The following is a 13,979-nucleotide window of genomic DNA, read 5'->3' as shown; positions in this document are numbered from 1 at the left end:
AAAGCGGAATGTTTTTTACGTGAGGGCTGGACAGACTTTTGGCTGATTTGCCCGTCGGGTTGATTTGTCACACCCAAAGTGGCCACATCGTCATTGCGAGCCAACGGGGCGCGCGTTCGCGCGACCCGTTGGCTCGCAATGACGGCGGGCTCGAACCGCAGCACTCCCGGTAAGGGGCTTTTCGACGACGATCATTCGTGTACTAATAAACAATCCGACTTGATCGGCACGTCAGGTCGCGGGCACAATGCGCGGCGCAGGGATTGAGCGAAAAGGACAAGGCATGGCCCACGATGCACCGCAGGCGACCGGACCGAGCAAGCTGGTGATCCGCAATATCGGGCTGTTGCTGTCGGGGGCGCTGGAACGGCCGATCCTCGATGCCGACACCATCGTGGCCGAGAACGGCAAGATCACGGCGATCGGCCGCGCCAAGGATGTCGACACCGAAGGCGCCACCACCATCGTCGATGCCAATGGCACGACGGTGGCGCCGGGACTGATCGACAGCCACGTCCACCCGGTGGCGGGCGACTGGACGCCGCGGCAGAACCAGACCAACTGGATCGACAGCTATCTGCACGGCGGCGTCACCACCATGATCTCCGCGGGCGAGGTGCACATGCCGGGCCGGCCGCGCGACGTCGTGGGCCTGAAGGCGATGGCGATCTTCGCGCAGCGCGCGTTCTGGACGCTTCGGCCCGGCGGCGTGAAGGTGCATGCCGGCGCGCCGGTGATCGAATGCGAGATGGTGGAAGAGGATTTCAAGGAAATGGCCGCTGCCGGCGTCAAGCTGCTCGGCGAGGTCGGCCTCGGCGGCGTCAAGGACGGCCCGACTGCGCGGAAGATGGTGGGATGGGCGCGCAAATACGGCATCCAGAGCACGATCCACACCGGCGGACCATCAATTCCCGGCTCCGGTCTGATCGACAAGGATGTCGTGCTGGAGGCCGATACCGACGTGGTCGGCCATATCAATGGCGGCCACACCGCCCTGCCCGACGACCAGATCCGCTGCATCTGCGAGGGCTGCAAGCGCGGCCTCGAACTGGTTCATAACGGCAATGAGCGCTCAGCGCTCTACACGCTGCGCACCGCGCGCGAGATGGGCGATCTTCACCGCGTCATCCTCGGCACCGATGCGCCCGCCGGCTCCGGCGTGCAGCCGCTCGGGATCTTGCGCATGGTCTCGATGCTGTCCTCACTCGGCGAACTGCCGGCCGAGATCGCGTTCTGCCTCGCCACCGGCAACACCGCGCGGATGCGCGAGCTGGATTGCGGATTGGTCGAAGTCGGCCGCGCGGCCGATTTCGTGCTGATGGACAAGGCGCAGCATTCGCCGGGCAAGACCATCCTGGAGAGCGTGCAGCTCGGCGATTTGCCGGGCATCGGCATGACCATCATCGACGGCATCGTCCGCACCCAGCGCAGCCGGAACACGCCGCCGGCCGGCAAGGTGCCGGAGATCGTGGGGCGGTGATAGTCCCGCTGTCATTCCGGGGCATCGCGCAGCGATGAGCCCGGAATCCATTTTGCCGCGTGCTCTGCGGCGAGATGGATTCCGGGCTCGATGCTTCGCATTGCCCCGGAATGACGGATGTAGCGGAGTGCGTAGGGTGGGCAAAGGCGCGGAGCGCCGTGCCCACCATCCAGCTCACTGCTCGGGATGGTGGGCACGCTTCGCTTTGCCCACCCTACGGATTCGCTCGCACCGTCACTCGATCACCTGCACCACTTTCTGCTGCTGCGGATCGACCAGCACGATCTGGTCGCCGACGGCGAGATAGCGATAGTTCCTGAGCTCGGCATTGTTGCGCACCATCTCCTCCGGCACGGGCTGCAGCGACAGGCAGTTCGACGCCGACGTTCCGCCTGCCGGCGTCTTCGCGCCGACCGTGGTCGAGGAACTCCGCGCCAATTCCCTGAACTTCCTGCGCATGTCGTCGGTGATGACGATGCGGTCGTGGCCGTAGGCTGCGGCGCCGCCCCAGCCCGGCCCGTCGTCAAGGATGTCGACGATCTCGCGCCGCCGCGGATCGACGATGACGACCCTGTTGTCAACGAGCGTGTAATCGTAGTCGCGATATTCTGGAGCGATCCGCACGATGTCGGCCGGCAGGCGGTGGGGCTGGATGCTCGGCGGCAATCGCTGGCCGATATTGACGCTCACATTCGAGGTCCGGGTCGCCGTTCGCTCGCTCCGCAGCCGATCCACGATCTGCTTGCCCTGGTCGTCATTGACATCAGCGGCGCGCTGACCGTCCTGTCCAGGCACCTGGCCGGCGCGAGGGCTCCCCTCACGCTTTTGATCCGGCACCTGCGCGATGGCCGCTCCGGCGCTGATCGTCAGTGCGATTGCCGTCGCGCAAAACCAATTGGTCTTCATCGCCGACTCCTGTTGGTCCCCGCTGCCCGTAGTCAGAATCGCAACCGGGCTTGCCGCATTTTGTTCCTGGGGCGGCGCCCTTGCGACGGTGATGGTGGGGCACGCCTCGTAGGGTGGGCAAAGCGCAGCGTGCCCACCTTTCTTGCACCGATCGTGGATGGTGGGCACGCGGAGCCTGTCATCGGGCGCGCGTTCGCGCGACCCGTTGGCTTTGCCCACCCTACGAATGCCCTGACGTTAACGCAGCTTGCTGAGCAGCGCGATCAACATCTCGCGCTCCTTGCCATCGAGCGGCGCCAGCGTTTCCTTGGTGATCGCCAGCGCGTTCGGCGCAACTTTCTCGACCGTCTGCTGGCCCGTGCGGGTCAGGCTGACGAGGAGGCGACGGCCGTCCTCGGGATCAGAACTGGTCTCAGTCAGGCCGCGCGCGGTGAGGCGGTCGATGACGCCCTTGATGGTGGCGACATCCATCGCCGTCAGCCGGCCGAGCTGGTTCTGCGAGCACGCCCCCGTCTCGGCGAGCTTCGACAGCGCCGCCCATTGCGGCGAGGTCAGGTCGACGCCGATCTCGCGGGCGAAGATGGTGGCGTGGCGCTGCCAGACCTGGCGCAGCAGGAAGCCGATCTGCTCGTCCAGAATGTAGCTGGTCTTCTGCGGTTTTGGATTACGTTTCACTGCCCCGTTTCTGGCCATCACACTTCCTCAGAGCGACAGATGCGCATCGCGGATATCAGGCCGCGCGTCGAGCTCGGCCATCGTGCCGCCGAAGCAGATGCGGCCGCGCTCGATGATATAGGCGCGATCCGAGATCAGGCGCGCGAAATGCAGGTTCTGCTCGGAGACGACGATGCTCACGCCCTCCTTCTTCATGGCAAGGATCGCATCGACCATCTGCTCGACGATCTTAGGCGACAGGCCTTCGGAAGGCTCGTCGAGCAGCACCAGCGACGGATTGCCCATCAGCGTGCGCGCGATGGTCAGCATCTGCTGCTCGCCGCCGCTCATGCGGCCGCCCGCACGACCCCGCATCTCGCCGAGATTCGGAAACAGCGTGAACAGTTTTTCGCGCGTCCAGTATAGTGCGTTGGCGCGCCTCTGTTGACGGCCGACCTCGAGATTCTCCTCGACCGTCAGGTCAGTGAAGATGCGCCGCTCCTCCGGCACGTAGCCCAGCCCACCGCGCACGATCGCGTGCGTCGGTTCGCGCGAAACGTCCCTGCCCTCGAAGACGATGCGCCCCGAGCGGTTCTCGACCAGGCCGACAATGGAGCGGAAGGTCGTCGACTTGCCGGCGCCGTTGCGACCGAGCAGCGCGACCACCTCGCCCTCGCCGACATCGAGCGCGATATCGAACAGGATATGCGCCGGTCCATAGAAGCTGTTGAGATCCCTGACCTGGAGCTTCATACGTGGGCTCCATCGCGGTGGCGCGCGTCATAGACCAGGCCCTCGCCGAGATAGATGGCGCGAACCTGCGCATTGCCGCGGACTCCCTCGGGCGATCCCTCGGCAATCAGGCTGCCGCGGTTGAGCACCAGAATGCGGTCGGCATGCTCGAACACGACGTCCATGTCGTGCTCGGTGAAGAGCACGCCGATCGACTGCTCTCGCGCGATCGTGGCGGTGAGCCGCATCAACTCGATACGCTCGCGCGGCGCCATGCCGGCGGTCGGCTCGTCCATCAACAGCAGTTTTGGATGATTGGCGAGCGCGACCGCAAGCTCGAGCCGCTTGAGGTCGCCATAAGCGAGCTCGCCACAGGGACGCTCGGCATAGGCGCCCATGCCGACGAGATCGAGCAGCCGGCCGGCCTCCTCGCGCGCGAAATCCGGCGTCGAGCTCCAGAGATTGAAGAGCTGGTGCCGGTGCGAGACCAGCGCGACCTGCACGTTCTCGCGCACCGTCATGGTCGGAAAGGTCGCGGTAATCTGAAAGGTGCGCCCCACGCCCAGCCGCCAGATCGCGCGTGGCTTCTTGCCGACGGTTTCCTCGCCCAAGATCGTGATGCGGCCGGAATCCGGGATGTTCTGGCCGTTGAGCATATCGAAGCAGGTGCTTTTGCCGGCGCCGTTCGGGCCGATCAGCGCCAGGATCTCGCCGGCACGCAGTTCGAAGGAGACGCCGCGCACGGCGTGCACGCCGCCATAGGATTTGGTCAGGCCTTCGACCGACAGCAATGTGGGGACCATGCTCATTCGGCGGTCTCGACGCGCGAGGTGAGAAGCGGCGAATTCGACGATGACGATTTGCGGCGGCGGCTGATGATCGAGTCCAGCGTGCCGACGATGCCTTTCGGGAAGGCGACCACGATCAGCACGATGAAGGCGCCGAGCACCAATTTCGACCAATCGGTCTGGCTGACCAGCCAGATGTTCAATGCCTTGTAGACGATGGCGCCGACCACTGCGCCGGACACCGTCTCGACGCCGCCAAGCAGCACCATGACCAGCGCATCGACCGAGAGCGAAATGCCCATGTTGTCAGGGAAGACGCTGCCCTTCAGATACGCGAACAACGCGCCGGCGAGGCCGGCCACGGTGCCCGCGATCACGAATGCAGTCCACTGGATGCGTTTGCCGTTGATGCCAACAGCCTCGCTGCGCAACGGCGAATCCCGCGTCGCGCGCAACGCGAATCCGAAGGGCGAGAACACGATGATGCGGAGGACAATGACCGCGAGCGCGGCGATGCCGAGCGAGAGCCAATAGAAATGCGATGGGCTCGCCGCCCATTTTTCCGGCCACACGCCGAGGATGCCGTTGTCGCCACCGGTGACGGCCACCCATTGGAACGCGATCGACCACACAATCTGGGCGAAGGCGAGCGTCAGCATCGCGAAATAGACGCCGGAGAGTTGCACGGCGAAGAAGCCGAACACGGCGGCGCCGACGAGCCCGAGCAGCGGACCGAGCAGCAGGCATACGATCATCGGCAGCCCCGCCAGCTTGGCCAGGAAGGCGACGCCATAGGCGCCGAGGCCGAAATAGGCGGCGTGACCGAAGGAGGCGAGCCCGCCGACCGACATCAGGAAATGCAGGCTGACGGCGAAGATCACGAAGATCGCGATCTCCGAGCCGACGGTGAGCGCGTAATTGCCGCCGAACAACGGCAGCGCGGTAGCCACGATCAGCGCGGCGAGCGCGGCCAATCGCTCGTTCGAGGTCCAGGGCCGCCAGGGATTGACGGTGAGGCCCGGCGTGCGGCGCGCCGGCGCTTCCGGTTTGCCGAACAGGCCCCAGGGGCGGACGATCAGGACCACCGCCATCACCAGGAACACGAGGATGATGGAGATCTTCGGGAAGACCAGGATGCCGAAGGCATTGAGCTCGGACACCAGCACCGCGGCCACGAAGGCGCCGATGATGCTGCCGAGGCCGCCGATCACGACGACGACGAACACATCGACGATGATGCGCAGATCCATCGCATGATGCACCGCATCGCGCGGGATCTGCAGCGCGCCGCCGAGGGCTGCGAGGAAGACACCGACCGCAAACACGCTGGTGAACAGCCATTTCTGGTTGACGCCGAGCGCTGCGACCATGTCGCGGTCCTGCGTCGCCGCGCGCACCAGGATGCCCCACCGGGTGCGCTGGAACAGCAGCCAGAGGATGCCGAGCACGACGGGGCCGAGCACGATCAGGAACAGGTCATAGCTCGGGATGTTCTGGCCGAAGAAATCGACCGCGCCCTTGAAGCCGGGCGCGCGGCGGCCAACCAGGTCGCTCGGGCCCCAGATCAGCACGACGATATCCTGAACCATGAGCGTCAGGCCGAAGGTCGCGAGCAACTGGAACAGTTCTGGCGAATGGTAGATCCGCCGCAGCAGCACCATCTCGACCAGCACGCCGACGATGGCGACGACAAGCGCTGCGACAACGATGCCGCCCCAAAAGCCGAGCGCGCCGGAGAAGCGCTCGGTGAGCGTGAACGCAATATAGGCGCCGAGCATGTAAAAGGCGCCATGCGCGAAGTTCACGATCCGGGTCACGCCAAAGATGATCGACAGCCCCGAGGCGACCAGGAACAGCGAGGCGGCGCTGGCAAGTCCGGTCAGGAACTGAACGACGTAAAAGGCCATCGGCGGTCCGGGTTGGAGGTTGAGTCACCTCTCCCCGCTCTTTTGCGGGGAGAGGTCGAATTGTCCCGGCGATGCGAAGCATCGTCCGGCGCAATTCGGGTGAGGGGCTGTCTCCACGCGCACGACTCGTGGAGGCAGCCCCTCACCCCAACCCTCTCCCCGCCGGGCGGGGAGAGGGAGAAGATCCGCATCAATCCTTCGGCCGGAGCTTTTCGATCTCGGCATCGCCAGGCAGATAGTCGGAGCCCTTCTTGTAGGAGGACTCCACCATCACGCCCTTGCCGTCCTTCAGCGCGGTCTTGCCGACGTAAGCACCGAGCGTCGACTGGTGGTCGATCTTGCGGAAGGTGATCTCGCCGAACGGCGACGACACCGACAGGCCTTCGGTCGCCGCGATCAGCTTCTCCGGATCGGTCGAGTTCGCCTTGGTCAGGATCGCCGCCGCCGACTTGATGGTCTGGTAGCCGACGATCGAGCCGAGCCGCGGGTAATCCTTGAACTTGGCCTGGTACGCCTTCAGGAACGCCTCGTGCTCCGGCGTCTTGATCGCGTACCAGGGATAGCCGGTGACGATCCACCCCTCAGGTGTTTCGTCCTTGAGCGGATCGAGATATTCCGGCTCTCCGGTCAGGAAGCTCACCACCGCGCGGTCCTTGAACAGGCCGCGGGTGTTGCCTTCGCGCACGAGCTTCACCAGATCGGCGCCGAAGGTGACGTTGAGGATCGCTTCCGGATTGGCGGCGGCAACCGCCTGCACCACCGGGCCGGCGTCGATCTTGCCCTGCGGCGGCCACTGCTCGTCGACCCAGACGATGTCCGGGCGCTTCTCCGACATCAGCTTCTTGAACACAGCAACGGCCGACTGGCCGTATTCGTAGTTCGGCGCGATGGTGGCCCAGCGCTTGGCCGGCAGTTTTGCGGCGGCCTCGACCAGCATCGCGGCCTGCATGTAATTGGAGGGGCGCAGACGGAAAGTGTAGCGGTTGCCCTTGGACCAGGTGATGGCGTCGGTCAACGGCTCCGCGGCGAGGAAGAATACCTTCTTCTGGTTGGCGAAGTCGCTGACGGCGAGCCCGATATTGGAGAGGAAGGTGCCGGCGAGCATCGCGACGTTCTCGCTCGAGACGAGTTCGTTCGCGGCAGTCTGCGCATCGGCCGGCTTGCCGTTGTCATCCTTGGAGATGACGACCAGCTTCTTGCCGTTGATACCGCCGGCGGCGTTGATCTCCTCGACCGCGAGCTGCCAGCCCTTGCGATAGGGCTCAGTGAAGGCGGGCAACAGCGAATAGCTGTTGATCTCGCCGATCTTGATCTCGCTCTGGGCCATGGCAGCGTCAGCCATGCCCGCAACCAGGACCGCGAGCCCTGCCCCAATCAAATAATTCCGCATCCCTTACCTCCGAATGTCCAACAAAATTATCTCAAACCGTCTTCGCCCTTGATCTCCGCGACCGTCAGCCCGCCGACGCGCGGCAGCGGCCGGCCAGAATCGGTGACCGCGACCGCCACCATGATCTCGTTGGCCCGCGGCGCGTCGTTGATCTGTACCTCCATGCCATCGAAATGGCTGCGCACGAAAGCCGCATCCTTGTGCCCGAGCGGGATATCCAGCGTCGTCCCCGGACCAGAACGCTTTTTCGAGGACGGAATCAATGCGGCGCCTTTACCCAGGACCTTGCGGACCGGCGCTCCCATCTTGGGATGCAAAATCGCGGCCGCATGCTCGAGCTCGCCGTTTTCGCCGACGGCGGCGGCCTTGCCATAGGAATGCGCCTTGGAGCCCTCGATGCCGAGCGCCGCCACCGCCCGTTTCGACAGCAATTCGCCGAGTTCCTCGCCAATCGCGATCAGGGGCGAAAGATCCTCGACATAGCGGCCGGCAAAGGGGTTCTCGATCACCGCGATCGCCGCCGCGCGCCGGGTCGCCGGGGCGATGGTCTTGCCCATCTCGATGTGGGTCTCCTCGACCACCGTGACGATCTTGCGAATGATGGCACTCATCGGTTTCCGCCCTGTTGTCTTCGGCCCGGTTTCTGATCAGGTCCGCGCATTCTCTATCGCGCATTCATGAACGAGTTGCGATTCCGGCATCCTCGGCGCACGCGCCCTTACGATCACCGTCTCGCCAAGCAGGCGTAGCGCCGCGCCCTCGATCAATCCTGCCGCGAGGCATTGTCGCGCGCAAACCGCACCCGCTTCAAGGGCATCGGCGATCTCGCGAGCCGACAATGGGCCGACCTCCCGCGTCACCAGGCGCGGGCCGAGGTCGCTGTCGGGCTGCAGTTCATTTGCCGGGCGGCGGACAATCTTAGGGTGTCCGGGCAGGTCGACGGCGTTGGCGATAACGGTCGCGGCGGCATCGGCTGCGGAGGCGGTCCGCGCCAGCACGGTGACGGCATCGGCGATCCCGAACGAGAAGCTGCGGCCGTGACGGCCGCTGGTGGCGATGCCGCGGATGGGATCGTCGGCGCCGATCACCATGGTCTGCAGCAGGCCGCGACGATCGGGACGGTCGATCAGGCCGACGGTGAACTGCTCGTAGCCGGCAAGATGCAGGGCGATGTCGCCACCATTGTTGACATAGGCCCGATCGAGCAATGCAGCCTCCAGCATCGCGCCGAGGATTTCCTCGGCCACGCTGCCCGCGACCGCGGCCATCGGCGTGATGAAGCGGTCGGCGGCGAAGGGCGCCACCGCCGCATGCATGCGGCGCGCGACGTCGCCATGGAGGGCGCAGTGCATCGGATGGGCCGCCTTGCGTAACTCGCCGAGCTCCATGCAGAGCCCATCCAGCAGGCCGGTGAAGCGGCACACCGCGGCGTCATAGGCTGCGCGCACGGCGGTCTCGCTTCCCGTCGCCTCCACGATCAGATCGATCGGTCCGTCCTGCAAATGCAGCCGCTTGCCATCAGGAAGAAGCGCGATTTGCGGACGTCTCGTCATGTTCGCCTCCCCGAGGTGAAGAGCATCGGCCGGATCTCGGCGCTGTCGCGCAGCGAGGACAGCGGCCGCACATAATCCATGTGGCCGCCGAGCGCCGCATAGTCGGAAAGTTTTAGCGTGAACTCGATCGGCGCGACCAGCGCCGGCGTCGGCACGTAACCGAATGCCCCTATCGGCATCTGCGTGACATCGACCATGAAGGTGATGCCGCCGCCCGGCCAGACATAGACAGGCGCACCGCCGCTGGTGACGCGGGTCAGCGCATCCTTCACCGAGCGCGTCAGCCGCACCGGATTGTCGGTGACGCCGGCGCGCAGCGAGCCGCCGGCGCCGGCCATGAACAGCACGGTGCACAGCGCCGGTTCGCAATTCTCCTGGATGCGCTCGACCGAGAATTTAAGCTCCGGCGGCATCTCCTGCTCGATCGGCCGCAGCGCCTCGTCGAGCACGTAATAGGCCGCGTGCTCGCCGGTGGTCGAGACCATCAGCATGGTCAGCCCCGGCCGCGCTTCCTTGGGATCGAACGGGCCGAGCACGGAAAGCGGATCGGAGATCCTGGTGCCGCCCCAGCCCGTGCCGGGCTCGGCCACCTGGAAGTAGCGGCCGGGCGTCGAGCGGCGGCCTTTCATCTTGATGCCGGTGTCAGGAATATCCAATAGCTTGCCGGCCTGGTGCTCCGAGAGCACGCCGGTGATGTGGTCATCGACAACAACGACCTCGTCGACCTTGCCGTGCCATTGCTTGGCGAACATGCCGATGGTCGCGGAGCCGCAGCCGACGCGCATGCGCTCTTCCTGCACGCTGTTGACAACAGGCGCCTGGCCCGCCTGCACCACGACAGTAGCGCCGCCGTCGATCGCAAGTTCCACCGGCTTACAGTTGGAAAGATCCATCAGCGTGTCACAGGTGACGCGGCCCTCCTTCTTGGAGCCGCCGGTCAGATGATGCACGCCGCCGAGCGACAGCATCTGCGAGCCGTATTCGCTGGTGGTGACATGCCCGACCACTTCGCCCTGCGCGCGCACCGCCGCAGTCTCGGGGCCGAGATAGCGGTCGGTGTCGATCTTCACCTTGACGCCGCAATAGGAGAAGATGCCTTCGGTCACGACGGTGACCATATCGACGCCGTCGATGTCCGACGACACGATGAAGGGCGCCGGCTTGTAATCGGGATAGGTGGTGCCGGCGCCGATCGCGGTGACGAAGATATCGCCCTGGTGGACGATCTTGCCGTCCCAGTCGCCGCTCGCCTGGAACGGCACCACGCGCCCGCCATGCTCGAGCGCGCGCGACAGCACGATATGCGGATCGACGCGCACCAGTCTGCCGTCGTGATTGGCATAGCGATCGCAGGCGCCCGCCGCCCCTGGCTTGATGTAGCACATCACCGGACAGGCATCGCAGCGGATCTTGTCAGAAGCGGCAACGTCAGCCATCGCGAACAAGCCTGGTGTTGGGAGGCGGCGTCATCTTCTCCCCGGGATCTCAATCATCGGGGATATCGTTCGTATACGAATGATCCTGCGCGCAGGTTGTAACCCTGTCAAGCGGATGCAATCGCGAAAAACCACAGCTGCCGAATAAAACCTCATTTGCCTCCCCGCTTTGTCCAGAAAGCGGGCAGCGCAGTGCAGCAAAAAGCGAGCAGCTTGCACGTTTGTACACAAACGTTATCCTCCGATGCCATCGATCGCCGATTTTGCGATCGCCCGTTTTGCAATGCAATCATCGAAACGCCTATCGAAGCCTTTGGGGACCACGAGCCGATGCGCCTGACCGTCAACGGCAGGATTGTCGATGTCGACGCCGCTCCGGACACCGCACTGCTTTACGTGCTGCGCAACGATCTCGAACTGAACGGACCGAAATATGGTTGCGGCCTCGGCGAATGCGGCGCCTGCGCGGTGCTGATCGACGGTGTCGCGGCGCGATCCTGCGTGATCCCGATCGATGGCTGCGTCGGGCGCGACATTCTGACGCTCGAAGGGCTCGGCACGCGCGAGCGTTCTGATCCCGTGCAGCAAGCCTTCATCGCCGAGCAAGCCGCGCAATGCGGCTATTGCCTCAACGGCATGATCATCACGACCAAGGCGCTGCTGACGCGCAATCCGCGTCCGAACGAAAACGAGGTGCTGGAGGCGTTGCGCTACAATCTCTGCCGCTGCGGCGCGCATATCGAGATCATCCGCGCCGCCATGCGCGCGGCCGGCCACCAACTCGAGGCGCGCGATTGATGGCCTCGCAGGAGAATCCCGTGCGGCCGGACGGCTCGCTCACCGTTGTTCGACGATCGGATGCGAACGGCGCGTTCGAGACCTTCATCAGGATCGCGGCGGATGGCTTCGTCACCGCCTATAACGGTCATGTCGATCTCGGCACCGGCATCCGCACTGCGCTCGGGCAGGTCGTCGCCGAGGAACTGGACGTGTCCTTTGCCCGCGTCGTCGTGGTGCTCGGCGACACCTCGCAGACGCCCAACCAGGGTCCGACCATCGCCAGCGAGACCATCCAGATATCGGCGGTGCCGCTCCGCAAGGCGGCGGCGCAGGCGCGGCACTTTTTGGTCGCGCGCGCGGCGGAACGGCTCGCACTATCAAGCGACGAACTCGCGATCGAGGACGGACTGGTCCGCGGCAAGGACAACCGCAGCATCACCTATGGCGAATTGATCGCGGACGAGACGATTCGGCTCGAGCTGGCCGACGATGTGCCGGTGAAGGCCGTCGATGCCTATGCCGTCGTCGGGCGTTCGGTGCCGCGCGTCGATCTTCCGGCCAAGGCAACCGGAGAACTGGTCTACGTCCACGATGTACGCGTGCCCGGCATGCTGCACGGCCGCGTGGTGCGCCCGCCCTATGCCGGCGTCGATGCCGGGCCGTTCGTCGGCACCAGCCTGATTGCAGTCGACGAAGGTTCGGTACGCAACATTCCAGGCCTCGTCGCGGTCGTACGGATCGGCGATTTCGTCGGCGTCGTCGCCGAGCGCGAGGAGAATGCGATCAAGGCGGCGGCGCAACTGACGGTCACCTGGAAGCCGGGACCTACGCTGACCAGTCTGGATGATGTCGAGCAGGCGCTGCGCGCCAATCCCTCGACGCCGCGCACGCTGCTCGACAAGGGCGATGTCGATAGCGCGATCAAGGCCGCCACGAAGCCGATGCAGCGGACTTACCTTTGGCCCTACCAGATGCATGGCTCGATCGGCCCGTCCTGTGCGGTGGCGGACTATCGCGACGGTGCGATCCGCGTCTGGTCGGGGACGCAGAACCCGCACATCCTGCGCGGCGACCTCGCGCTCCTGATCGAGCGGCCGGAGACCGAGATCGAAGTAATCCGGATGGAGGCGGCCGGCTGCTATGGCCGCAACTGCGCCGACGACGTCACAGCGGATGCGCTCTTGCTCTCGCGCGCGGTCGGCCGTCCCGTGCGCGTGCAATTGACGCGCGAGCAGGAGCACGCCTGGGAGCCGAAGGGCACCGCGCAACTGATGGATATCAATGGCGGCTTGAACGCGGACGGCAGCGTCGCGGCCTACGACTTTGCCACGCGCTATCCCTCGAACGGCGCGCCGACGCTGGCGCTTCTGCTCACCGGGCGGATCGCGCCGACGCCTGCTGTCTTCGAGATGGGCGACCGCACCGCGATCCCGCCTTACGATTACGAGCATATGCGCGTGGTCGCCAACGACATGCCGCCGATCGTGCGCGCCTCCTGGTTTCGCGGCGTCTCGGCACTGCCGAACACCTTTGCGCATGAATCCTATATCGATGAGCTCGCAACTGAAGCCGGCGTCGATCCGATCGAATACCGGCTGCGCTACCTCAAGGACCAGCGCGCGATCGATCTCGTCAATGCGGTCGCCGAACGCGCCGGCTGGAAGCCGCGGCCGGTGCGCGAGGAGAAGGTCGCGGAGGGCGACATCGTGCGCGGGCGCGGCTTTGCCTATGCGCTCTACGTCCACAGCAAGTTTCCGGGCTATGGCGCGGCATGGTCGGCGTGGATCGCCGATGTCGCGGTCAACAAGGCAACCGGCGACGTCAGCGTGACGCGCGTCGTGGCCGGCCAGGATTCCGACCTGATGATCAATCCGGACGGCGTGCGCCATCAGATCGAGGGCAACATCATCCAGTCGACCAGCCGCGCGCTGATGGAGGAAGTCACCTTCGAACGCGGCGCGGTGACGGCACGGGAATGGGGCGCCTACCCCATCATCAAAATCCCGGAGCTTCCCAAGATCGACGTGCTGATGCTGCCGCGGCAGGACCAGCCACCGCTCGGCGTCGGCGAATCCGCTTCTGTGCCGAGCGCGGCCGCCATCGCGAACGCAATCTATGATGCGACTGGCGTTCGTTTCCGCGAGCTGCCGTTTACGCCCGAACGTATCCTGAAGGGATTGCACGGCGAGCAACCGACTGCTGAGCCTACGCTGGCGCCACCGCCGCCTGCTCCGTCGAACAAATGGCAAAGACCGTTCGCGAAACGTCCCGGCGTGCTCGCAGGCATCGCCGCGCTCTGTGCGGCCGCCGTCGGCATCGGCGCGGCCGTGCTGCCCTGGCGGGCGATCGCGCC

Annotated in this window: 12 protein-coding genes; 3 read left to right on the top strand and 9 right to left on the bottom strand. The window is 65.2% G+C overall.

What is annotated here, in order from left to right; all coding sequences use genetic code 11:
• Positions 1-283: 283 nt before the first annotated feature.
• Positions 284-1,480: an amidohydrolase family protein gene (locus CWO89_RS30110; protein ID WP_130582198.1), complete on the top strand. Its 1,197-nt coding sequence runs from the start codon at positions 284-286 to the stop codon at positions 1,478-1,480.
• A gap of 234 nt (positions 1,481-1,714) precedes the next feature.
• Here CWO89_RS30110 and CWO89_RS30105 read toward each other — a convergent pair whose 3' ends face one another.
• From CWO89_RS30105 to CWO89_RS30065, 9 genes are all read right to left on the bottom strand, one after another.
• Positions 1,715-2,386 (bottom strand): DUF1236 domain-containing protein, encoded by a 672-nt coding sequence (locus tag CWO89_RS30105; protein WP_130582197.1) that lies wholly within the window; start codon positions 2,384-2,386, stop codon positions 1,715-1,717.
• 237 nt (positions 2,387-2,623) lie between these two features.
• Positions 2,624-3,079: a MarR family winged helix-turn-helix transcriptional regulator gene (locus CWO89_RS30100; protein ID WP_130582196.1), complete on the bottom strand. Its 456-nt coding sequence runs from the start codon at positions 3,077-3,079 to the stop codon at positions 2,624-2,626.
• Between the two features lie 9 nt (positions 3,080-3,088).
• Entirely contained in the window at positions 3,089-3,793 is a 705-nt protein-coding gene (locus CWO89_RS30095; protein ID WP_130582195.1) for an ABC transporter ATP-binding protein, read from the bottom strand.
• Positions 3,790-4,581 (bottom strand): ABC transporter ATP-binding protein, encoded by a 792-nt coding sequence (locus CWO89_RS30090; protein ID WP_130582194.1) that lies wholly within the window; start codon positions 4,579-4,581, stop codon positions 3,790-3,792. The genes CWO89_RS30095 and CWO89_RS30090 overlap by 4 nt, the downstream gene beginning before the upstream one ends.
• A complete protein-coding gene (locus tag CWO89_RS30085; RefSeq protein WP_130582193.1) occupies positions 4,578-6,467 on the bottom strand; it encodes an ABC transporter permease in 1,890 nt (629 codons plus the stop codon). Before CWO89_RS30085 ends, CWO89_RS30090 begins: the two co-directional genes overlap by 4 nt.
• A gap of 190 nt (positions 6,468-6,657) precedes the next feature.
• Complete coding sequence (locus tag CWO89_RS30080) at positions 6,658-7,857, bottom strand: ABC transporter substrate-binding protein (protein WP_130582192.1); 1,200 nt, start codon at positions 7,855-7,857, stop codon at positions 6,658-6,660.
• Positions 7,858-7,883: 26 nt separating this feature from the next.
• A complete protein-coding gene (locus CWO89_RS30075) occupies positions 7,884-8,468 on the bottom strand; it encodes an amino acid synthesis family protein (protein WP_130582191.1) in 585 nt (194 codons plus the stop codon).
• Between the two features lie 36 nt (positions 8,469-8,504).
• The gene (locus CWO89_RS30070; RefSeq protein ID WP_130582190.1) at positions 8,505-9,410 is read right to left on the bottom strand and encodes a UPF0280 family protein; all 906 of its coding nucleotides are present in this window, start codon (positions 9,408-9,410) and stop codon (positions 8,505-8,507) included.
• Complete coding sequence (locus CWO89_RS30065; protein WP_130582189.1) at positions 9,407-10,846, bottom strand: 6-hydroxynicotinate reductase; 1,440 nt, start codon at positions 10,844-10,846, stop codon at positions 9,407-9,409. The genes CWO89_RS30070 and CWO89_RS30065 overlap by 4 nt, the downstream gene beginning before the upstream one ends.
• A 330-nt stretch (positions 10,847-11,176) precedes the next feature.
• Between CWO89_RS30065 and CWO89_RS30060 the strand changes: the two genes are divergently transcribed.
• Together CWO89_RS30060 and CWO89_RS30055 are read left to right on the top strand one after the other, a co-directional pair.
• A complete protein-coding gene (locus CWO89_RS30060) occupies positions 11,177-11,644 on the top strand; it encodes a (2Fe-2S)-binding protein (protein WP_130582188.1) in 468 nt (155 codons plus the stop codon).
• Positions 11,644-13,979: xanthine dehydrogenase family protein molybdopterin-binding subunit (locus tag CWO89_RS30055; protein ID WP_130582187.1), on the top strand; the 2,336-nt coding region annotated here is incomplete at its 3' end. The genes CWO89_RS30060 and CWO89_RS30055, both read left to right, overlap by 1 nt.

This window comes from Bradyrhizobium sp. Leo170, from assembly GCF_004296405.1.
GTDB lineage: Bacteria > Pseudomonadota > Alphaproteobacteria > Rhizobiales > Xanthobacteraceae > Bradyrhizobium.
Note: the sequence above shows the minus strand (reverse complement) of the source record. Positions and strands in the feature narration are given on the sequence as shown.